The 20,459-nt window shown below is 73.0% G+C and carries 16 protein-coding genes; 6 read left to right on the top strand and 10 right to left on the bottom strand.

The features are described 5' to 3' along the window. Nucleotides 1-43: 43 nt before the first annotated feature. A complete protein-coding gene (locus ACFC0G_RS07860) occupies nt 44-946 on the top strand; it encodes a LysR family substrate-binding domain-containing protein (protein ID WP_376398887.1) in 903 nt (300 codons plus the stop codon). A gap of 144 nt (nt 947-1,090) precedes the next feature. After that, nucleotides 1,091-1,672, top strand: a complete 582-nt coding sequence (locus ACFC0G_RS07855; RefSeq protein ID WP_376398885.1) for a Type-2Aa cytolytic delta-endotoxin — start codon at nt 1,091-1,093, stop codon at nt 1,670-1,672. A 93-nt stretch (nt 1,673-1,765) separates the two neighbouring features. Here ACFC0G_RS07855 and ACFC0G_RS07850 read toward each other — a convergent pair whose 3' ends face one another. The 3 genes from ACFC0G_RS07850 to ACFC0G_RS07840 form a co-directional block, all read right to left on the bottom strand. Further along, nucleotides 1,766-3,424 (bottom strand): FAD-dependent oxidoreductase, encoded by a 1,659-nt coding sequence (locus ACFC0G_RS07850; RefSeq protein ID WP_376398882.1) that lies wholly within the window; start codon nt 3,422-3,424, stop codon nt 1,766-1,768. A gap of 38 nt (nt 3,425-3,462) precedes the next feature. Next, nucleotides 3,463-4,425, bottom strand: a complete 963-nt coding sequence (locus ACFC0G_RS07845; protein ID WP_376398880.1) for a diiron oxygenase — start codon at nt 4,423-4,425, stop codon at nt 3,463-3,465. Nucleotides 4,426-4,653: 228 nt separating this feature from the next. Then, entirely contained in the window at nt 4,654-6,447 is a 1,794-nt protein-coding gene (locus ACFC0G_RS07840; protein WP_376399519.1) for a S8 family serine peptidase, read from the bottom strand. Nucleotides 6,448-6,754: 307 nt separating this feature from the next. Here ACFC0G_RS07840 and ACFC0G_RS07835 point away from each other — a divergent pair, with 307 nt between their 5' ends. Together ACFC0G_RS07835 and ACFC0G_RS07830 are read left to right on the top strand one after the other, a co-directional pair. After that, complete coding sequence (locus tag ACFC0G_RS07835) at nt 6,755-7,117, top strand: DUF1304 domain-containing protein (RefSeq protein ID WP_376398877.1); 363 nt, start codon at nt 6,755-6,757, stop codon at nt 7,115-7,117. A gap of 5 nt (nt 7,118-7,122) precedes the next feature. Beyond that, nucleotides 7,123-7,701 (top strand): TetR/AcrR family transcriptional regulator, encoded by a 579-nt coding sequence (locus ACFC0G_RS07830; protein WP_376398874.1) that lies wholly within the window; start codon nt 7,123-7,125, stop codon nt 7,699-7,701. A 40-nt stretch (nt 7,702-7,741) separates the two neighbouring features. Here the strand turns inward: ACFC0G_RS07830 and ACFC0G_RS07825 are convergent, their stop codons facing one another. Further along, nucleotides 7,742-10,753: a carbohydrate binding domain-containing protein gene (locus ACFC0G_RS07825; protein WP_376398871.1), complete on the bottom strand. Its 3,012-nt coding sequence runs from the start codon at nt 10,751-10,753 to the stop codon at nt 7,742-7,744. A 220-nt stretch (nt 10,754-10,973) separates the two neighbouring features. Next, nucleotides 10,974-11,441, bottom strand: coding sequence for a MarR family winged helix-turn-helix transcriptional regulator (locus ACFC0G_RS07820; RefSeq protein WP_376398868.1), 468 nt, complete (start codon nt 11,439-11,441; stop codon nt 10,974-10,976). A 115-nt stretch (nt 11,442-11,556) separates the two neighbouring features. Here ACFC0G_RS07820 and ACFC0G_RS07815 point away from each other — a divergent pair, with 115 nt between their 5' ends. Next, nucleotides 11,557-13,026, top strand: a complete 1,470-nt coding sequence (locus tag ACFC0G_RS07815; RefSeq protein WP_376398865.1) for an MFS transporter — start codon at nt 11,557-11,559, stop codon at nt 13,024-13,026. A 57-nt stretch (nt 13,027-13,083) separates the two neighbouring features. Here the strand turns inward: ACFC0G_RS07815 and ACFC0G_RS07810 are convergent, their stop codons facing one another. Beyond that, nucleotides 13,084-13,929 (bottom strand): VOC family protein, encoded by an 846-nt coding sequence (locus tag ACFC0G_RS07810; RefSeq protein ID WP_376398862.1) that lies wholly within the window; start codon nt 13,927-13,929, stop codon nt 13,084-13,086. Nucleotides 13,930-14,073: 144 nt separating this feature from the next. Between ACFC0G_RS07810 and ACFC0G_RS07805 the strand changes: the two genes are divergently transcribed. Then, nucleotides 14,074-14,688: a GNAT family N-acetyltransferase gene (locus tag ACFC0G_RS07805; protein ID WP_376398859.1), complete on the top strand. Its 615-nt coding sequence runs from the start codon at nt 14,074-14,076 to the stop codon at nt 14,686-14,688. On the opposite strand, the gene ACFC0G_RS07800 is transcribed toward ACFC0G_RS07805, so the two are convergent. The 4 genes from ACFC0G_RS07800 to ACFC0G_RS07785 are packed head-to-tail and all read right to left on the bottom strand — an operon-like array spanning nt 14,655 to nt 20,458. Beyond that, nucleotides 14,655-17,429 carry a fumarate reductase/succinate dehydrogenase flavoprotein subunit gene (locus tag ACFC0G_RS07800; RefSeq protein ID WP_376398856.1) on the bottom strand — a complete coding sequence of 925 codons (2,775 nt, stop codon included), beginning with the start codon at nt 17,427-17,429 and terminating at the stop codon, nt 14,655-14,657. The genes ACFC0G_RS07805 and ACFC0G_RS07800 overlap by 34 nt on opposite strands. Nucleotides 17,430-17,460: 31 nt before the next feature. Beyond that, the gene (locus ACFC0G_RS07795) at nt 17,461-18,237 is read right to left on the bottom strand and encodes an ABC transporter ATP-binding protein (RefSeq protein WP_376398854.1); all 777 of its coding nucleotides are present in this window, start codon (nt 18,235-18,237) and stop codon (nt 17,461-17,463) included. Next, nucleotides 18,234-19,106, bottom strand: coding sequence for an ABC transporter permease (locus ACFC0G_RS07790; protein WP_376398851.1), 873 nt, complete (start codon nt 19,104-19,106; stop codon nt 18,234-18,236). The genes ACFC0G_RS07795 and ACFC0G_RS07790 overlap by 4 nt, the downstream gene beginning before the upstream one ends. After that, entirely contained in the window at nt 19,103-20,458 is a 1,356-nt protein-coding gene (locus ACFC0G_RS07785) for an ABC transporter substrate-binding protein (protein ID WP_376398848.1), read from the bottom strand. The genes ACFC0G_RS07790 and ACFC0G_RS07785 overlap by 4 nt, the downstream gene beginning before the upstream one ends. Nucleotide 20,459: the final 1 nt, after the last annotated feature.

Below are 20,459 nucleotides of genomic sequence, written 5' to 3'. Positions count from 1 at the left end.
GCGGGCGACCTCCGACCACGTCCGCTACCGGTAGCCTTGCGGGGTGACAGGCTCGGACGTTTCCCCCGCGGATTCCCCTTCGGTTTCCCCCGCCCCTTCCCCCTCCCTCGCCGCCGGTACCTCCGCCTTCCGGCTCGCGTACGTCCCGGGAGTGACGCCCGCGAAGTGGGTGCGGGTCTGGAAAGAGCGCCTGCCCGACGTGCCGCTGACCCTCCTCGCCGTGACGCCCCCCGAGGCCTTCGGCGCGCTCCGGGACGGGGCCGCGGACGCGGGTCTCGTCCGGCTCCCCGTCGACGGGGACGACCTCAGCGCCATCCCGCTCTACACGGAGACCACGGTCGTCGTCGTCCCCAAGGACCACCTGTTCGCCGAGGTCGAGGAGATCTGGGCGTCGGACCTCGCCGACGAGCTCGTCCTGCACCCGCTCGACGACACCCTCGGCTGGGAGCAGCCGCCGGGCCGCGCCGCGAACGAGCGCCCCGAGACGACGGCCGACGCGATCGAGCTCGTCGCGGCGGGCGTCGGTCTGCTGGCCCTCCCGCAGTCCCTCGCCCGGCTCCACCACCGCAAGGACCTCACGTACCGGACGCTCAACGACGTCCCGCAGTCGCGCGTGGCCCTGTCGTGGCCGGCGGCCGACGAGGCCCCCGACCTGGTGGAGGAGTTCATCGGGATCGTGCGCGGCCGGACGGTGAACAGCACCCGGGGCCGTCGCGCCGAGGCGCAGAAGGGGCAGAAGCAGCCGAAGAAGGAGCAGAAGCCGGGCAGGTCCGCGAAGCCGGGCGGCGGCGCGCGTACCGGTGGCAGGCCCGCGGCGGCCGGCAAGGGCGGTGCCAAGAGCGGCGGCAAGGGCGGCGCCAAGGCCGGTGGCAAGGGCGGTGCCAGGAGCGGTGGCGCGGGCGGCGCGGGCCGCGGCAAGGGCGGGAAGCCCCGCGGGCGTTCCTGACCCCTGCCGTCCTGACTCCTGCCGTGCTGTCCCCTGTCGTGCTGTCCCCTGCCGTGCTGTCCGCACGGCGGACGCCCCTCACCGGGCGGGAAGCGCCTCGGCATACTGACCCCTCCTGATCATCGAGATCATGTAGGAGGAGCTTTGGCCGCCAGTTTCAGGACCGTCGTCGAGGTGGGACCGGACCATCTCGAACGGGCCCGGTCCATCGACCGGGTGTTCCAGGAGGCGATCGCGCCCGCGACCGTCAACTTCGACTTCGAGGCGATACGGGCGGCGGCCGCCGCCGTCCCCGACACCACCGTCGTGCGGATGGTCCGGGGCTGGGGCCTCCAGGAGCACGCCCCCGTCCTGGTCATGGTGCTCTCGCTGAAGGAGGCCGTCCGGCAGGCCCTGCCCCCCGAGTACGCGGAGGCCGGCTTCTGGGGGACCGTCGAGCGGGAGCTCGTCGAGGCCTTCACCGGCCTCGCCGGGCAGGAAGGGCAGCCCGGACTCTCCTTCTACGAGGAGTCCGAGCACCGCACCCGCTTCTACCGGGACCTGTTCTTCGCCCTCCAGGACGAGGACACCGGTGAGGACATCTACGCCCTCGCCTTCTGCGTCGACGTGACCGTCGAGCTGCCGAAGGCCGAGGCCACCACCCTGGAACTGACGGACGTCGTCCCCTTCGCCGTCCGGCTCAACGCGATCGTGGTCCGCCAGGCGGCCCTGAGCGTCGCCGTCTGAGCCGTACCGGCCCGCCGTCCCGGGCCGGACACCCTCACGCGTCACACGGGCCGAACCTCCCCACGCGTCACTCCGGGCCGAACACCCCCGCTGTCACATCGGCCGGCGCCACCGTCCGCCGCGTGCCGCCGCGACCAGCTCCGGCACCGTCGCCAGCTTGACCCTGGGACGCCCCGCGTCCCGGCCCCGTGCCCGCTCGGCACGGTCGATGGCCGCCAGACCGCGCGCGTCGACGAGACCGGCGCTGCGGCTGCGCACCAGCTTGCGGAAGGCCTGCGGCGTGCCCGTCGGCGAGGGCAGCGCGCCCGCGACCGCGTCCGCGAGCAGGGCCCCGACCGTCTCCTCCGCGCACGCCCGGTTGGCCCCGATGCCCCCGGAGGGGCCCCGCTTGATCCAGCCGACGACATAGCCGCCGGGCAGACCGGTCACCCGTCCCGCCTCGTGGGGCACGGTGCCGGTGGTCTCGTCGAAGGGCAGCCCCGGGAGCCGTACGCCCCGGTAGCCGACGGCCCGGACCAGCAGCCCCGCCCCGAGCTCCGTACCGGACGCCGCGCCCTCCTCCGTCACCCGGACCGCCCGCACCCGCTCCGTACCGACCGCCTCGACCGGCGCCGAGTGGAAGCGCAGGACGATCCGGCGCCGGTCCCGCGCGGGCTCCCGCGTCCAGTCCACCGCCTCGCGGGGCACGTCCCGCAGGAGCCCGGCCTTGTCCCCGGGCGCGGCCGTGTCGATCGCCTCCCCGGTGCGCGGGTCCCGGTCGTCGACGAGCAGCTCGACCCCCGGGAGGTGCTTCAGGGCGAGGAGTTCCGACGCCGTGTACGCCGCGTGCTCGGGGCCCCGGCGGCCGAGCAGCACCACCTCGCGCACCCGGGTGCCGCGCAGGGCGGCGAGGGCGTGGTCGGCGATGTCGGTGGCGGCGAGGGCGTCGGGGTCCATGACGAGGACGCGGGCGACGTCGAGGGCGACGTTGCCGTTGCCCACGACCACGACCCGCTCGGCGGACAGGTCGACCGCGTCCGCGCCGGTCTCCGGATGGGCGTTGTACCAGGAGACGACGGAGCTCGCGGAGACGCTGCCCGGCAGGTCCTCGCCGGGGATGCCGAGCCGCCGGTCGGCGGGTGCGCCCACCGCGTAGATCACCGCGTCGTGGTGCGCGGCGAGCTCCTCGACGGTGACGTCCCGGCCGATCTCCACGCCGAGCCGCAGTCGGACGCGGGGGTGGGAGTGGAAACGGGCGAAGGTCTCCCCGGCGCCCTTGGTCGCCGGGTGGTCCGGCGCCACGCCGTACCGCACGAGTCCGCCGGCGACCGGGAGCCGGTCGATCAGCGTGACCTCGGCGTTGGTGTGCAGGAGCAGGTCCTCGGCGGCGTACATGCCCGCCGGTCCCGTGCCGACGACGGCGATCCGCAGCGGGGCGAAGTCGGCGGGCAGCGAGCGGGAGAAGGCCGGCGCGCCCCAGGAGTGGAACATGGGCGAGGCGACGGCCGGCGCGGGCGCGCGGTCCGCGTAGTACGCGGCGTTGATGCCCTCGTACTCCTTGAGGCGGTCGGTGAGGCGGTCCGCAGGGACGACGGCGTCGACGGGGCAGGCGTCGGCACAGGCCCCGCAGTCGATGCAGGCCCGGGGATCGATGTACAGCATCTCCGTGGTGCCGAAATCCGGTTCCTCGGGCGTCGGATGGATGCAGTTGACCGGACAGACGGCGACACAGGTCGCGTCGGAGCAGCAGGTCTGGGTGATGGCGTAGGTCATGGCGTCGGCTCGACTCTGGTGCGGGAGACGGGGCGGGGTCAGATGAGGTGGGCGCGCCGGTAGAAGCGGAGCGCCGGCCGGGTCAGCATCCCGACGTCGGCCAGGAACTCCATGAGCCCGGAGCAACTGGCCCGCAGCCGCGCCTTGTAGTGCTCGTTGGCGGCCGCCTCGCGGCGGGCCCGCTCGGGGTCGAGCCCGGCCCGGACGTACACCTCCGGGTTCACCAGGCTGGTGATGATGTAGTACGCGGCGACGGCGACGACGAAGGCCTGGAAGTGACGGCGGGCCCTGCTCGCGCGGGCGAGGTGGCGGCGCGTCTCGTCCCGGGCGAACTTCATGTGCCGGGATTCCTCGACGACATGGATGTTGTTGATGGTGCGGACGAAGGGGACGACCCGCTCGTCGCGCATCCAGTCGCGCTGCATGACGTCGAGGACCTCCTCGGCGACGAGGATGCCGGCGTACGCGGCTTCGCCGAAGCCGACGGTCTTCATGAAGCGCCCGAGTTCCAGCACGGCCCGCTTCGGCCGGTACGCGGGCGCGCCGAGCTTCTGGGAGCCCCGGGCGAACATGATGGAGTGCCGGCACTCGTCGGCGATCTCGGTGAGGGCCCACTGGAACCGGGGATCGGTGTGGTCCATGAGATAGATGTCGCGGAGCACCATCTGCTGGAGGATCATCTCGAACCAGATGCCGGTGCTGGCGACCGAGGCGGACTCCTGCCGGGTGAGCTCCTTGCGCTGCTCCTCGGTCATCTCGTTCCAGTACGCGGTGCCGTAGAGGGAGTTCCACTCGGGGCTCTGGCCGTGGAAGTCCTTGTCGAGGGGCGTGTCCCAGTCCACCTCGACGGCGGGGTCGTACGACAGCTTCGCGGCCGACCGGAGCAGCCGCTCGGCGACGTCCGAGTCGGCGACGTCCGAGTCGGCGAGGTCCGATGCGGCGAGGTCCGATGCGGCGACGTCCTTCCCCTGCTTCTCCGGGCGAACGGTGCTGCTGGCCATGGTGCGGCTCCTGGGGTCGCGATCGGCTCGGGCACGCTTGTTAGACACCGTGTCTAGCAAGCTTGTTAGACGGAACGTATAGCAAGGGGGTCGGGCGGGCCTACCCCCCGGTACGCACTTTCTTGCCCGGCGCATGCGAACGGGGCCGGAGCCATGGCGGCTCCGGCCCCGTCAGCGGGGTCGCGTGGTCCTGGGGTCCTGGGATCCCTGGATCCGACCGGACAGGCCCTAGAAGGTCAGGGTCCAGGCGTCGATCTTGCCCGTGTCCTGGTTCGCGTTGTCGTTCACGCGGAGCTTCCAGACGCCGTTGGCGACCTCAGCCGAAGCGTTGACCGTGAACGACTGGACGATGTTGTCCGTCCCGCTGCCGGTCCGGTTGTGGACCGTGTAGACGGTGCCGTCCGGAGCCACCAGGTCGACCTTCAGGTCACCGATGTACGTGTGCTTGATGTCCACGCCCACCTTCAGGGTCGCCGGGGCGTTGCCCGTCACCCCGCTGACCGTGATCGGGCTCTCGACCGTCGCGTTGTCGGCGATCGCGACATCGGTCAGGTTCTCGAAGTACGGGCCGGTCGGCGGGGTGGTGCCCCCGACGGCCTTCAGGGCGTCGACCGCGCCTTCGCCGAAGAAGCCGTTCTTGGCCGTGGTGCCCGTGCAGCGGGCGTCCGAGGGGCACGCCCGGTCCGTCGCCTGGACGCCGAGCTGGTCCCGGATCTGCGCCGGGGTGAACGTCGGGTTGGCGCTCGCGATCAGCGCCGCGACACCGGTCACGTGCGGGGAGGCCATCGACGTGCCGTTCATGTTGCCGTACTTGCCGCCCGGGAGCGTCGAGTAGACACCGGAGGCGCCGTCGCCGCCGGGGGCCGCGACGTCGATGACGCCGTTGCCGAGGTTCGAGTACGAGGCCTTGGCGCCGCCGTTGCCCTGCGCGGCGACGGTGACGACGCCCGGGAGCTCCGTCGGGATGTCGATGCAGGCGTTGGTGATCGTGCGGGTGACCGGCGTCGAGTCGTTGGGGGACTCGGAGTCGGTCGTCTTGTTCGCCAGGTCGTAGTTGGAGTTGCCGGCGGCGGCCACCTGGAGCGAGCCCTTGCCCTCGGCGTACGCCTGGGCGCGGCGGACGCCCTCGATGATGGCGGCCTGGTCCACGTTGTCCGGGCAGTTGAACGCCCACGGGTCCGTGTAGTAGCTGTTGTTGGTGACCTTGAAGCCGTGGTCACCGGCCCACACGAAGCCGCAGATCGTGTTCTCCGCGAAGAACAGGCTGCTGGTCGGCTCCGCGATGCGGACCGAGGAGATCTTCACGCCCGGCGCGACGCCGATGACGCCCTTGCCGTTCTTCGCCGCCGCGATCGTGCCCGCGACGTGCGTGCCGTGCGTGCCGACGTCGCGCCAGGCGCCGGCGCGGGTGTCCGCCTTGCCGTAGGCGCAGGACGCCGAGTCGGCGGCGTTGAAGTTGGGCGCGATGTCCTGGTGCTGGTCGTCCACGCCGGTGTCGAGGACGCCGACCTTCACCGACGCCGAGCCGGTGCTGACGGCCCAGGCCTGGTCGGCCTTGATCTGCGTCATGTCCCAGCGGTTGGACTCCGTCAGCGTCGTCGCGGACTGCGCCGGGTTCGCCGGGAGGGCCGGGTTGTAGGCGTCGGCCGGGACGTCGGAGGTACGGGTCGCCCCGACCTGCTGGACGCCGCTGACGGTGCGCATCGACGTGGGGAACGACGCGGACGTCGAGTGCGCCACGATCACGCCGATGGCGTCGTAGGTGGCGAAGACGGAACCGCCGTTGCTCGTCACGGCGCCGGTGACGGACGACGTTCCGCCCGGGGCCGTGATCACCAGGTAGGCGCGGGTGCCCGCGGCCCAGGCCGCCGGTGCCGCCGCGGCCTTCGTGGTGGTGGTCGTGGTGGCCTGCGTCGCCCCCGCCGAACTCGCCGCGACGGGCGCGGTGTCCGACGGTGCTGCTTGGGCGAATCCGGCGGGAGCGGCGAGCGCCACGGTCGTGCCGAGGGCCGCGACGGCGATGGCCGAGATTCTCAACCGGCTGGATATCTGGGAAAACAATGCGTCCTCCGATGACCCGGTGGCGCGGGTGGCGCCCGCCGGGCCCTGTGATGTGTGGGGTGGACGCAAGATCCCAGACTCGTCGGACGGAAGGAAGTGTTCTGTCCGAGAAGCCTGTTCGTGTTACGCACTGTTGATCTGTGGGCGCCGGGAAGGCGCACGAATCAGCCCTCCTGTCCCCTTCGCGGGGCCGTCCTCGATTACTGGACAGGTGTCCATGTATGCTGGACACCTGTCCAGGAAATAGGCACCACGGTGGGAGAGCACGATGGAGACGACGGCGAACGTTCTGGTGGGCCTGGTGGCCGCCCTGCACGCGTACATCCTGGTTCTGGAGATGTTCCTGTGGGAGCGGAAGCCCGGCCGCGGCCTGTCCGGCTTCGACGCCGACATGGCCCGCGCGACCGCGCCGCTCGCCGCGAACCAGGGCCTCTACAACGGCTTCCTGGCGGCCGGGCTCGTCTGGGGCCTCGTCGCCGAGGACCCGACGGGCTTCCGGGTCACGGTGTTCTTCCTGGGCTTCGTGGTCGTCGCCGGTCTGTACGGCGGAGCCACCGCCAACCGCCGCATCCTCGTCGCCCAGGCGCTGCCCGGCGCCCTCGCCCTCGCCGCCGTCCTCCTGAGCCGGTGACCGCGATGACGGGAGACGTGGCGGCGGGTGACCCCCGGGCCGCCCGCACACGGGCCAAGCTGCGGCAGGCCCTCCTCGACGAGTGCGCCGAACGCCCGCTGGCGGACGTCACCACCGCGGCGCTGGTCCGCAGGGCCGGGGTCGGCCGTGCCACCTTCTACGTCCACTACGCCGATCTGGAGGCGCTGGCCGTCGACGCCTGCGCCGACGTGGTCCGTGACGCGGTCGACGCCCTGCATGCCTGGCGCGGTGTCCCCGACCCGGCGTCGCCGCCGCCCGCGCTCGTCGCCTTCTTCGAGGGCCTCGCCCCGCACGCCCCTCTCTACCGGGCCCTGCTGAGCCCGGGGGGCGGCGGCCCGCTCGGTCACGTCCTCCATCAGGACCTGCGCGCCCGCAGCCTCTCCGAACGCACCCTGGTCGGCGCCCCCGAACCCGAGCTGATCGCCTCCGCCGTGGCCGCCGCCTTCGCGGGGGTGCTCGCCGACTGGCTCCACGGCCTCGTCGAGGGCACCCCCGCCCGCGTCGCCGGACAGGTCTGGCTCCTCCTCGTCACCCTGCACCGCACGCCCCTGGGTGAGGCGTGAGGTGTGAGGTGGGAGGAGGGTGCGACCGTACGGGGAGGGGCTACTTCAGGTACGGGCCCGGTGCGCCGATCCTGCCGGGGCCATTGAGCACGTACACCCGCAGGTTGCCCTTGCCGGGCGCGGCGACCGACAGGGTCCCGTTGGTGACGGTCTTCACGTCGCCCGTGACGGCGTCGGTGTACGTCCCGTTCGGGATGCCCGAGTACGTGGCACCGCCCGAGACCGTCACGAGGGCGAAGCTGTCCGTCGTGCCGCTGGTGTAGCGGCGCTTGAAGGCCATGCCGCCCGAGATGCCCTCGGTGGAGTACTGGCCCGACTGGAGCGCGGGGATCGCCCTGCGGATCTGGTTGAGCCGCTGCACGTGCCGCACCAGGGGCTGCTGGAGGGTCGTGGCGACCGCTCCGGAGGCCGAGGAGACCTGGGAGAAGTCGGAGGCCGTGACGGAGCCGGCGACGTGGTCGCCGAAGTACGCGCGGCCGGTCGTGGCGAGCGGGCAGGACGGCCCGCAGTCGATCTTCTTCCCCTTCTGGAACTCGATCTCCGAGCCGTAGTACAGCGTCGGGATGCCGCGGAAGGTCCACATCAGCGACATGTTCTCGGCCCAGGCGTCGGTGCCGCCCGCGTAGCGCTCGCTCGACTTGTTGGGGCCGTAGTCGTGGCTGTCGACGTAGACGACGTTGTAGGTGGCGTCGTGGTAACTGTCGTCCGAGTCCTTGCCGTTGAAGAAGGCGTTGGACGCGTCACCGAAGTTCATGTGCATGCGCATGTCGATGACGTTCATGCCGGAGAAACGGCTGGTGTCGGGGGCGTGGTAGGTGTTCCCGTTCAGGAAGGCGTTGGTGGAGGTGGGCTGGTTGCCCGTGCCCTGCTGCTGCTCGTAGTCGTACATCTCCAGGGCGGCCTTGGCGTCGTCGGCGTCGTACTCCTTGCGCTCCTTCCAGGTGTAGAACTGCGCGGAGTGGTTCACCGAGCCACGGTTCCACTTGTCGTTGACGAAGGCGGCGACCTCGCCGAAGACGAAGAAGTTCTTCGCGGCCTCCGCGCCGTGCCGCTGCGTCACCCGCTCCTGGATCGCGGGCAGGAAACGGCGGTTCCACGTGGTGCGGGGGATGTGCACGGCCGTGTCGACGCGGAATCCGTCGACGCCCATGTCGATGTACTTGTTGTAGGCGCCGATCAAGTAGTTCTGCACGGCGGGTGATTCGGTGTTGAAGTCGGCCAGGTCCTCGTGGAGCCAGCAGGAACGGGAGTCCTCACCCTCCCAGTTGCCGATCCAGCACTGGTGGAAGAGGTCCTTCGGGAACATGCCGGACGTGGGGCTCGGCCACTGGCAGTTGTAGACGGTGTAGCCCTCGGCGCTCTTGCCGCCGGTGGGCTTGCCCCAGTTGAGGCAGGTGTTGCCGGTCGGTTCGGCCGTCGACCACAGGTCGCCGTTGTAGTACGACTTCCCGGACTTGGCGTCGACCGTCAGGCCGTCGTACACGAAGCCGGGCTGCTTCTCGTCGTAGTACCAGCTCCACTGGCTGTCCCGGACGCCGTACACGGTGGGCGTGAACAGGCCCTTGGCGCCCCAGCGGGAGGAGTGGTTGTAGACGACGTCCTGGTAGATCTTCATGCCCTTGGCGTGGGCGGCGTCGATCAGGTCCTGGTAGGAGGCTCCGGCGGACTCCAGGCGGGGGTCGACCTTGTAGAAGTCGTAGCCGTGGTAGCCGTGGTAGTCGTAGTCCGAGCGGTTGAGGACCACCGGCGTGACCCATATCGCCGAGAAGCCGAGGCCCTTGACGTAGTCCAGCTTCTGGATGAGGCCCTTGAAGTCGCCCCGGAACATGGGGTCGTCGTTGGCCGCGTTGCCGGACTTGGCGTGCTGGCTGCCGCCGCGGTTGTTCGACGGGTCGCCGTCGTTGAAGCGGGCGGTGAGGACGAAGTAGATCGGGTCCTTGCGCGGGTCCGTGCCGAGGGGCTTGCCGGTGGCGGGGTCGGCCGGCTTGTCCTCGGTGGTGGCCGTCGCGGGCGCCGAGGCGGCGGAGACGTTGCCCGCCGCGTCCACGGCCTTCACTGTGTAGCCGTACGCGGTCCGCTCGGCGAGTCCCGTGTCGGAGAAGACGGTGGAACCGACGTCGGTGACGACCGTGCCGCCGCTGCCGCCGACCCGGGTGACCTGGTACTTCGTCACCCCGCGGTCGTCCGAGGCGGGATCCCAGGTGAGCAGCACGGAGACGCCGTCGGCGGCCGCGGTGACGCGGGTGGGGACCGTCGGGGCCTGGGTGTCGGGCACGGCGGCCGCGCACGGATCCGCCGCGTTCGCCGTCACCACGTTGTTCCGTACGGTGCTGACGCCCGTGCCGATCGTGTAGTCGGAGCCCCCGTTGTTGTCCCAGGTGCCGTTGCCGTTGTTGAAGGCGGCCTTGAGGGAGGCGGCCGTCCCGAGATCGACCTCGCGCTTCCACCAGCCCGTGCACGCGGCCGTCATGCCGACGCCGGGGACGGTGGTCCAGGTGCCGCCGGAGGGCTGGTAGTGGAGGTTGACGGTGGTCCAGCCGAGCGTCTGTGTCGCGTAGTAGACCGTGGCCTTGGCCGAAGCCGTCGGGGTCGGGGTCGGGGTCGGCGTCGGGGTCGGTTCGGTGCCGGCGCAGGGGTCGGAGTGGGCGACGACCCCGTCCTTGACGGTGATGGTGCCGGTACCGAGGGCGTAGTTCTTGCCGCCGTTGTTGTCCCAGGTGCCCGTGCCGTTGTTGAACGTGGCCTGGAGTCCGGTGGCCGTACCGAGGGTGACGGTCTTCTTCACCCAGTCCGTGCAGGCGGCCTCCATGGCGACGCCGGGGACGGTCGTCCAGGATCCGCCGTCGGGGGCGTAATGCAGCTTGTACGCCGACCAGTTCTTCGTCTTCGTCCAGTAGAAGACCGTCGCCGTGTTGTCGGCGGCGGCCGCGACCGGCGCGGTGCGGGGCGAGGTCTCGCCGGGCGGCGCGGCGACCACCAGGCCGAGGATGCCGGCGGCGGCGGCCAGGGCGGCGACCGCGCGGGCCGGCAGCCCTCTGCGGGTGCGTGTCATCTGAATCTCCAGGGAGGGACCGCGTCACCGGTCGGGCTTCACTCCCGGGCTCGGGGAACGACGTCCGTTGGAAACGCTGTCGGAAACTTTCAGAAACTTCTTGCGTCGGCGGGAAGTTACCGCCGCACGACCCGCGCGTAAAGGGATTCGACGGAAGCGGGGCCCGTGGCCGGATCGGCCACGGGCCCCGCAGGGGTGTGCGTGAGGAGCGGATTCGCCGTCAGGGGCGGGGCCAGGGGCGGCCTTCCAGGCGCTCGATGTCCCGGTTGAAGCGTTCGAGGAAGCCGGCGAACCGGGCCACGTCCTCGGGCGACCAGTGCTCCATGACCCGCTCAAGACCTTCGATGTTCGAGGCCCGGTCGGCGTCGAGGCGGTGCTCGCCCTCCTCCGTGATGCGGAACTTGCGGGCGATGCCGCCGTCGGGATCGGGGATGCGCTCGACGACCCCGGCGCGGAGCATGGCTGCGGTCTGGCGGTTGAGGGTGGAGGCGTCGAGGCCGAAGGCGTCGCTGAGCTGCCCGATGGACATCGGCCCGTGCATGCGGATGCGGCTCAGCAGGACGTACGCGCTGCGGTCGAGCTGACCGCCGGCGGCCCGGGAGCGGGGTGCGTACAGGTGGGCGTGCCGGCCGAGCAGCATGGTCTCGAACTCGACCAGGTGAGTGGGCTTGTCCACGGGCTTGTCCATGGGGGCATTCTCCCTCGCGGCGAGGTGCTGTGCATCATGCATGACTTGTGTATCACGCAGGGAATGTGCATGATGCACATCATTCATTCATTGTGGAAGAACCGAGGGAGAACCCGTGGACGGCTCCAAGCCCGAAGCCCGCACCGGAGGCGTCGTCGGCGTCCTCGCCCTTGCGGGCATCGTGGCCGCGCTCATGCAGACCCTGGTGGTGCCGCTCATCGGCGACCTGCCGAAGCTCCTCGACACCGCCCCGTCCAACGCCTCCTGGGTGATCACCGCCACCCTGCTCGCCGCCGCCGTCGCCACCCCCGTCGCCGGCCGTCTCGGCGACACCCTGGGCAAGCGCCGGGTCCTCCTCGCCTCGATCGTCCCGCTCATCGCCGGCTCCGTCGTCTGCGCGCTCGCCTCCTCCGTCGTCCCGATGATCGTCGGACGCGGCCTCCAGGGCCTCGGCATGGGCGTCGTCCCCGTCGGCATCAGCCTCCTCCGGGACCTCCTGCCGCCCGAGAAGCTCGGCGGCTCCATCGCCCTGATGAGCGCCTCCATGGGCGTCGGCGGCGCCCTCGGCCTGCCCTTCTCCGCCGCCGTCGCCGAGAACGCCAGCTGGCGCGTGCTCTTCTGGGTCGCCGCCGCCTTCAGCGCCCTCGTCGGCCTCCTGATCTGGCGCGTCGTGCCCGCCGGACCGCGCAACCCCGCCCCCGGCCGCTTCGACGTGCCGGGCGCCCTCGGCCTCGGCGCCGGTCTGATCGCCCTGCTGCTCGCCGTCTCCAAGGGCGCGACCTGGGGCTGGGGCAGCGCCACCACCCTCGGTCTCTTCGCGGGCTCGGCCGTCGTCCTGCTCGCCTGGGGCGCCTGGGAGCTGCGGACGCGTGACCCGCTCGTCGACCTGCGGGTCACAGCCCGCCCGGTCGTCCTCCTCACCAACGCGGCCTCGGTCCTCGTCGGCTTCGCCATGTACGCGCAGTCCCTGGTCGTCCCGCAGCTGCTCCAGCTGCCGGAGGCCACCGGCTACGGCCTCGGCCAGTCGATGATGGCGATGGGCCTCTGGATGGCCCCGGCGGGCCTGATGATGATGGCCCTGGCCCCGCTCGGCGCCAAGCTGTCGGCCGCCCGCGGCCCCAAGATCACCCTCTCGGTCGGCGCCCTGGTCATCTCCGTCGGATACGCCTCCTCGCTCGCGCTGATGGGCTCCACCTGGGGTCTGCTCGTCGTGACGCTCATCTGCAACACCGGAGTGGGGCTCGCCTACGGAGCCATGCCGGCGCTCATCATGGGCGCGGTGCCGCAGGCGGAGACCGCGTCGGCCAACAGCTTCAACACCCTGATGCGGTCCATCGGCACCTCCGTCTCGGCCGCCGTCATCGGAGTCGTCCTCGCCCAGATGACCACCTCGTTCGGCGGGCACGCCCTGCCCTCCGAGGACGGCTTCCGCGCCGCGATGCTCATCGGCGCCGGGGTCGGCCTCGCGGCCGCGGTGGTCGCCGCGCTCATCCCGGCGGGCCGTCCCGCGACCGGCGCGGACGGCGCACCCGGCACCGGGACCGGGACCGGTACCGAGGGCGCCCCGCGCGCCGCCCTGCGGTAGCCCGTACCGCTCACAGGGTCCAACGGCCTCATCGGTCTCATCGGCCCCGGCGTTCGCTCAGTCGCGATCGTCGGGGTCTTCGGACACGTCCTCCTCCGTCGGCGCGTCCAGGGTGAACAGTGCGCCGTCGGGGTCCCGGACCACCACGCGATGCAGGTCCGCGCCCTCCGGAGCGCGCACCCCGCCCCACTCGCCGCCCGGCACGACCGACCCGCCGTGCTTGACGACGGCGGCCGTCGCCGCCTCCAGGTCGGGCACCCGGAACCGTACGAGCCAGCGCGGACGCAGCTGCGGACGTGGCGAGGCGGACTCGACGGGCCCGCTGTTCAACCGGGCGACGGCCTCGCCGTGCCAGCGCAGCACCACCTGCTCCCGCTCGTACGAGACCTCGACGCCCGCCGGGTTCCCGTCCGCCCAGCCGAGCACCCCGCCGTAGAACACGGCCGCGTCGAAAGCGTCCCGCGTGTGCAGCTCCAGCCAGGCCGGCGCCGTCCGCTCGCCCACGCGCCAGCGCGAGATCAGCCGCCCCTCCCACACGGCGAACGCGGCGCCCTCCTGATCCGTCGCGAGCGCCGCGCGCCCCCGGGGCGGGAAGGCCACCGGCCCGACGCCGACCGTGCCGCCGCGCTCCCGGATCCGCGCCACCGCCGCGTCGGCGTCGTCCACGGCGAAGAACGCCGTCCAGGCCACCGGCACCGCCATCTCGGCGGCCACCGCCGCGATCCCGGCCACCGGCACCCCGTCCCGCTCGCCCACCGCGTACGCGTCACCGAGCGCGCCCCGGCGGAACGTCCAGCCCAGCACCGCCCCGTAGAAGCGCTCCGCCGCGTCGAGGTCGCGCGCGGCCAGATTCAGCCAGCACGGCGCGCCCACAGCCTCCGCGCTCACCGTCACCCTCACCATCTCCTCGGTCCACCGTCCACAGCGGGTCTCCCGACGCCGCCCCGCGCCCCTTCCCCGCCCGGCCGCCCCGCATGCGCGCGTTCACCCATGTGCCACTGATCACCACGCCGCCGAGTGCGCCGACCGGCCGGATATCGTCCGATCATGAGCACGCGGCACGTCACCGAGCAGATCACCCTCCGGGAGGCCCCCGCCCGAGCCCCCGCCCACGGCGCTGCGGCCCTGCTCCTGCGTCCGTGGACGGACGAGGACGCCGACGTGCTCGTACGCCACCACGCCGACGCGCTGCTCCGCTCCTGGCTCGTCACCCACCTGGACACCGCGGGCGAGGCCCGCCGCTGGGTGGCCGACCAGCGCCGGGGCTGGGCGGCGGGGACCCGGGCCGCGTTCGCCGTCGTCGAGACCGGACCGGCCGGGCCGTCCGCACCCCTCGGCCACATCGCCCTCACCACCACGGACGCCGGCGCGGCACCCGTACGGGCCGGCTACTGGACCGCCGCCGAGGCGCGCGGTCGCCGGATCGCCTCCCGGGCCCTGACCCTCGTCTCGCGATGGGCGGTCTCCGAGGACAGCCCGTTCGCCGGACGGGCCCTCGAACTCGTGCACGCCGTCGGCAACGAGGGCTCCTGCCGGACGGCCCTCGGCTGCGGCTTCCCCCTCACCGGCACCCTCCCCGCCGACCCGCCCACCCGGTCCCGCGCCCAGCACCTCCACACCGCGGTGGCTCAGGGCGTCTCGCGCGGTACGCGGGAGGCGTAGGCGCGGACGTCGGCGTCGGGGTCGTCGGCGGCCCCGGCGAGCGCGGCGCGGGCCGCGGGCTCGGCGCCGTGCCGGAGCAGGGAGAGGACGGCGGCCTTGCGGACGTCCGCGTTCGGGTCGGCGAGGGCCCGGGCGAGCGCGGGAACGGCCAGGGCGGGCGGCGCGGCCCGCAGGGCGGTCGCCGCGCCGGCCCGGACCTGCCAGGCGGCATCGGAGAGCGCCGCCACCGCGGACGCCGCGTACTCCGGCGGGCAGCCCGTACCCGCGAGCGCGGCCAGCGCGGCCCCCCTGACCAGCGGATCGGCATCGTCGAGCAGCGGGTCGAGCGGCTTCGGGGCGGGGGCGCGCACGGCGGCGAGACCCCGGGCCACCGCGACCCGCACCTCGCGCGCCTGATCGGCGGCGGCCCCCGCGAGCTCCTCGACCGCGTCCACCGAGACCAGGGCCCGGACGGCCTGGATGCGGACCTCGACGTCGGCGTCGGCGAGCGAGGCCGCGTACAGCGGGGCGGCACCGAGCCGCAGGGCCCGCAGGACGTCGAGCGCCGCGACGCGCACGGCCGGGTCGGGCACGCCGAGCGCCTCCCGCAGGCCCGCCGCGAGCGGCGGCTCGGCGGGCAGGACCTCGACCAGCTCGCGCAGGGCGGCCGCGGCGGCGGCCCGCACCTGCGGTGCCGTGTCCCGCAGGTGCGCCGCGAGCGCCGGTCCCGCCCCGGCCGGGGCGGTCTCCCCGAGCGCGGTGACGGCGGCGGCCCGGACCCCCGGATCGGCGTCGTCGAGGTAGGGCCGGAGCGCCGCCAGGTCGGGGGACTCCTCGACGAGCGCCAGGAGGCGCAGCAGGGTGAGGTGGGGCGCCGGGGCGGTGGCGGCCCCCGCCCGGTCCCGCGGCGCGGTCGCGTCCGCGGCCGGCCGGGCGGCGGGCACCCCGTCCCGAGGGCCGGCCGTCGCGACCGGCACGAGCGCGACCTCGCCGAGCGGCCGCTCGGGGCCGGCCGGCGGCGCGAACTCCGCCACCGGCACCACGTACGGCTCGACCGGCCGCGCCGTGAACTCCATCGCCCCGGAAGGGGACTTGCGCAGGTCGAGGTGGTGCAGCCAGCCCTGGTCGTCCCGCTCCGGATGGTCGAGACGCTCGTGGTACAGCCCCCACCGCGACTCGGTCCTCGCGAGCGACGCCCGCGCCGCCATCTCGGCGCAGTCCCGGATGAAGCTCACCTCGGCGCACCGCATCAGCTCGTGCGCGGTGCGCGCCCCCATGCCGGCGATCTCGTCCGACATCCGGGTGAACGCCTCCACCGCCAGGGACAGTTTCGCCCCGGTCTTCGGCGGCGCCACGTAGTCGTTGACGAACCTCCGCAGCTTGTACTCGACTTGGGGCTGCGGCGGACCGTCGGGGTGGCGGAGCGGCCGGTAGACGAGCTCGTGCGCGGCGGCCAACTGGTCCGCCGGAAGCTCCCCTTCGTACGCCCGGTACCGCGCCGCGTCCTCGCCCGCCAGGTCGCCGAAGACGAAGGCGCCGATCATGTAGTTGTGCGGGACGGAGGCCAGGTCGCCGGCCGCGTACAGCCGGGGCACCGTCGTGCGGGCGTGGGCGTCCACCCGTACCCCCGAGGCGGAATGGCCGCCGCACAGGCCGATCTCCGAGATGTGCATCTCGATGTCGTGGGTCCGGTAGTCGTGCCCGCGCCCCTCGTGGAAGGTGCCCCGGGTCGGCCGCTCCGTGGTGTGGAGGATCGACTCGACGGCGCCGATGGTCTCTTCGGGCAGATGGCTCAGCTTGAGGTACACCGGGCCCCGGTCGGAGGCGAGTTCGGTCGCGAACTCGGACATCATCTGCCCCGACCAGTAGTCCGACTCCACGAACCGCTCGCCGTGCCGGTTCACCTGGTACCCGCCGAAGGGGTTGGCGACGTAGGCGCAGGCGGGACCGTTGTAGTCCTTGATCAGCGGGTTGATCTGGAAGCACTCGATCCCGGTGAGCGCGGCTCCCGCGTGGTACGCCATGGCGTAGCCGTCGCCCGCGTTCGTCGGGTTCTCGTACGTCCCGTACAGGTAACCGGACGCGGGCAGGCCGAGCCGGCCGCAGGGCCCGGTGGCCAGGATCACCGCACCGGCCCGGACCGTGACGAACTCCCCGGTACGGGTGTGGAATCCGGCGACGCCGACGGCCCGGCCGTCGTCCGGGTGGGTGAGCACGCGGACCGGCATGACCCGGTTCTCGATCCGGATCCGCTCCCGCATCTCCCGGCGCCGCAGCTGCCGGTAGAGGACCTTCTTGACGTCCTTGCCCTCCGGCATCGGCAGCACGTAGGAGCCGGACCGGTGCACCTGGCGGACCGCGTACTCGCCGTGCTCGTCCTTCTCGAACTTCACCCCGTACGACTCCAGCCGCTGGACCATCGCGAAGCCGCGGGTCGCCGTCTGCCGGACGGTGGACTGGTCGACGAGGCCGTCGTTGGCGCGGGTGATCTCGGCGACGTAGTCGTCGGGTTCGGCCCGGCCGGGGACGACCGCGTTGTTGACCCCGTCCATGCCCATGGCCAGGGCACCCGAGTGCCGGACGTGTGCCTTCTCCAGGAGGATGACGTTCGCGCCGCGTTCGGCTGCGGTCAGCGCGGCCATGGTGCCGGCGGTGCCGCCGCCGACGACGAGCACGTCGCAGGAGAGCTCGGTCGCGTCGGCGAGGGCGGGCACGGAGAGGGCGGGTGCCGAGAGGGCGGGGTCGGCGAGGGGAGTGCTCACGGGATGCCTTTCACAGGGCTTTCGAAGGGCTTCAGAGGGAGTCGAGGACGCGGCGGCGCAGCGCGGCCGTGGCCGGTGCGTGGCGGGCGTCCCGCGACCGCGGGTGCGGTACGTCCAGGACCTCCCCGGACGCGAACAGGACGACCCGGTCGCCGAGATGGAGGGCCTCGTCCACGTCATGGGTGACGAAGACGACGGTCGCGCCCGTACCGCGCAGGATCTCCACGAGAAGGTCCTGCATCCCGGCGCGCGTGTGCGCGTCGAGCGCGCCGAACGGCTCGTCCATCAGGACCGCGCGGGGCCGGCCCGCCAGCGCCCGGGCCAGCTGCACGCGCTGCCGCTGCCCGCCGGACAGCTGGTGCGGCAGCTTCTGCGCGTGCCCGGCGAGCCCGACCCGCTCCAGCCACTCCTCCGCCGCGCGCCGCCGCTCGGCCCGGGGGACCCGGCGGATCGCCAGCGGCAGCTCGACGTTGGCGCGGACCGAACGCCAGGGCAGCAGGGCGTCGTGCTGGAAGACCAGCGCCCGGTCGGCGCCCGGCCCGACGATCGGCTCCCCGTCCTGGGTGACCTCCCCGGCGAGCGGGGGCAGCAGCCCGGCGAGGGTGCGCAGCAGCGTCGTCTTCCCGCAGCCGGAGGGACCGACCACGGTCAGCAGCTCGCCCGGCGGGATCCGCAGCCCGGCGGGGGCGGCCACGGCCGCGCCGCCCGGATGGCCGAGCCGTACGCCGTGCAGGGCCAGTTCCGCGCCGGCGCCGGGATGCGCGCCGGTGCGCGGGTGCGCCTCGGTGGACGGGCTCACGACACTCATGACACCGGCTCCTTCTCCGCCACGGGGACGGCGGCGGGGGTACGTCGGAAGGCCGCGGTGGCGACGCCGCCCGTCGCGCGGACGGGACCGGCGGTCCCGCGCGCGGCCGGGCGCGGAAGCCAGGCGGTGACACGGCGCCCGAGCACCTCGACCGCGGTGGAGGTGAGCCAGCCGAGGACGCCGATGGTGGCCATGCCGACGAACACCCCCGGGTAGTCGACGACCGTGTAGTCCTGCCAGGTGCGGTAGCCCACCCCGTACTCGCCGGAGATCATCTCCGCCGAGATCACACAGATCCACGAGACGCCGATGCCGACCGACAGACCGCCGAAGATGCCCGGCAGGGAGCCCGGCAGCACCACGGAGAACAGCACCCGGAGCCGGCCGCCGCCCATGGTGAGCACGGCCTCCTCCCACACCGGGCCGAGCGCGGCCACCGCGTGCCGGGTCGACACGAGCACGGGGAAGAACGCCGCGGTGAAGGTGATGAAGACGATGCCCTGCTCGGTGGTGGGCAGCAGCAGGATCGCCACCGGTACGAGGGCGATGGCCGGGATCGGCCGGGCCACCTCCACCAGCGGGCCGAGGAGGTCGGCGGCCCACCGGGACCGGGCGACGGCCGTCCCGGCCGCCACCCCCAGCACCGCGGCGAGGAGGAAGCCGACCACGATCCGGCGCAGGCTGTGGCCGAGATCCTGCCAGTACGCCTCGGTGCCGAGCCGGTCGGCGAGCGCGGCGGCGACCTCCCCGACCGTGGGGAACTGCTCGAACCGCAGCCACAGCGTGACGTCCAGGGCGGTCAGCAGCTGCCACAGCCCGAGCGCGGCGCCGAGCGAGGCGACCCGCAGCAGCCGGCGGCCCCCGCTCACGACGCCGCCCTCAGCGCGTCCGCGTACCCGACGATCCGGGCGCCGGCGTGGGTGGCGACGTACCGCTCGGCCCCCGACCGGGTGACGAACGCCCGCGGTCCGGAACCGCCCGTGACCCACACCGCCCGGTCGGCGAACCAGAGCGTCCCGGTCACGGCGTCCGGCACGTACGCGGCCCGCACCTTGTCCTTGCCCGCCGCCGCGACGGCCTTCAGGAGCTCCCCGGGAGTCGCGAACGTACGGGTCGTGCCCTGCCCCTTCAGCCACAGCTCGGACCTGGCCGCGCCCGCCTTCGGGTAGGCGGCGTCACGGACCGCCCGGCGCAGGGGCGCCGCATCGACGAAGGCGTCCACGTCGACGTCCTTCACGAGACCGGCGGCCTTCAGGACCGACACGTCGTCCTTCAGCGCGGCGATCAGCTCCGGACGGAGCGCCGGGTCGAACGTGGCGATGCCCTGGGAGCCGTTGTAGAGGTAGACCACCTCGGCGGGGAGGCCGGTCTCCTTCGCCACCGACTCGGCGGCGGCGACGGGCCGGGACCGGAGCTCGCCCGTCGCCCGCCGCTGGGCCCGCAGGAAGTCGTCGAGGACCCCCGGCCGCCGGGCGGCGAAGCCCTCCCGGACGGTGACGCCGTGGAAGGTCGGCAGATCGAGCTCGGCTCCGTCGTACAGGGCCGTGGCCCGGCCCTGGAAGGCCAGGAGACCGGGCCAGGCGACGAACTGCGACAGCGCGTCGACGCTGCCCGACGTCAGGGCCGAAGCCCCCACGCTGGGCTGCTGGTTGAGCTTCTCCACGTCCTTCTCCGGGTCGATCCCGGCCCGTTGGAGCGCGCGGACGAGCGTGCCGTCGGCCGCCGATCCGACACTCGTGGACACCTTCTTGCCGCGCAGGTCGGCGAGCGAACGCAGCGGCGAACCGGGCGCCGTCACCACGGTGTTGAGCCCGCCGCGCGGGTTGTACCCGGTGACCGAGACCAGCCGGGTCCGCTCCTTGAGCTGGACGCCGCGCGCCGCGTTGATCAGCAGCGGGAAGTCGCCCATCGAACCGATGTCGATCTTCCCGGCCGTCATCTGGGCGGTGATCGGGGCCCCGGTCGCGTAGTCCTGCCACACCACCCGGTAGGTGACGCCGTCCCGCTTCCCGCGAGCGGTGAGCTCCTCCTCGAAGTAGCCGAGGGAGCGCAGCAGCGTGCCGGCGGTGACGGTGTTGATGGTCTTCGACTGGTAGCCGACGGTCACCGTGACCGTCTTCGCGCCGTCCTCGGCGTCGGCGCCGGTCGCGCCGCCGCAGGCGGTGGCCAGCGGCAGCAGCAGGGCCAGGGGGAGCAGGGGACGGAGTCCCTTGAGGTTCATG

Source organism: Streptomyces sp. NPDC056169, assembly GCF_042268445.1.
Classification (GTDB): domain Bacteria; phylum Actinomycetota; class Actinomycetes; order Streptomycetales; family Streptomycetaceae; genus Streptomyces.
This window is presented reverse-complemented; position numbering and strand designations above follow the sequence as displayed.

Bases quoted from the DNA above. Each gene is read 5' to 3' on its own strand.
- ACFC0G_RS07850 (WP_376398882.1), bottom strand. From the start codon at position 3,424: ATGACCTACGCCATCACCCAGACCTGCTGCTCCGACGCGACCTGTGTC.
- ACFC0G_RS07845 (WP_376398880.1), bottom strand. From the start codon at position 4,425: ATGGCCAGCAGCACCGTTCGCCCGGAGAAGCAGGGGAAGGACGTCGCC.
- ACFC0G_RS07835 (WP_376398877.1), top strand. From the start codon at position 6,755: ATGGAGACGACGGCGAACGTTCTGGTGGGCCTGGTGGCCGCCCTGCAC.
- ACFC0G_RS07830 (WP_376398874.1), top strand. From the start codon at position 7,123: ATGACGGGAGACGTGGCGGCGGGTGACCCCCGGGCCGCCCGCACACGG.
- ACFC0G_RS07825 (WP_376398871.1), bottom strand. From the start codon at position 10,753: ATGACACGCACCCGCAGAGGGCTGCCGGCCCGCGCGGTCGCCGCCCTG.
- ACFC0G_RS07820 (WP_376398868.1), bottom strand. From the start codon at position 11,441: ATGGACAAGCCCGTGGACAAGCCCACTCACCTGGTCGAGTTCGAGACC.
- ACFC0G_RS07810 (WP_376398862.1), bottom strand. From the start codon at position 13,929: ATGGTGAGGGTGACGGTGAGCGCGGAGGCTGTGGGCGCGCCGTGCTGG.
- ACFC0G_RS07805 (WP_376398859.1), top strand. From the start codon at position 14,074: ATGAGCACGCGGCACGTCACCGAGCAGATCACCCTCCGGGAGGCCCCC.
- ACFC0G_RS07795 (WP_376398854.1), bottom strand. From the start codon at position 18,237: ATGAGTGTCGTGAGCCCGTCCACCGAGGCGCACCCGCGCACCGGCGCG.
- ACFC0G_RS07785 (WP_376398848.1), bottom strand. From the start codon at position 20,458: ATGAACCTCAAGGGACTCCGTCCCCTGCTCCCCCTGGCCCTGCTGCTG.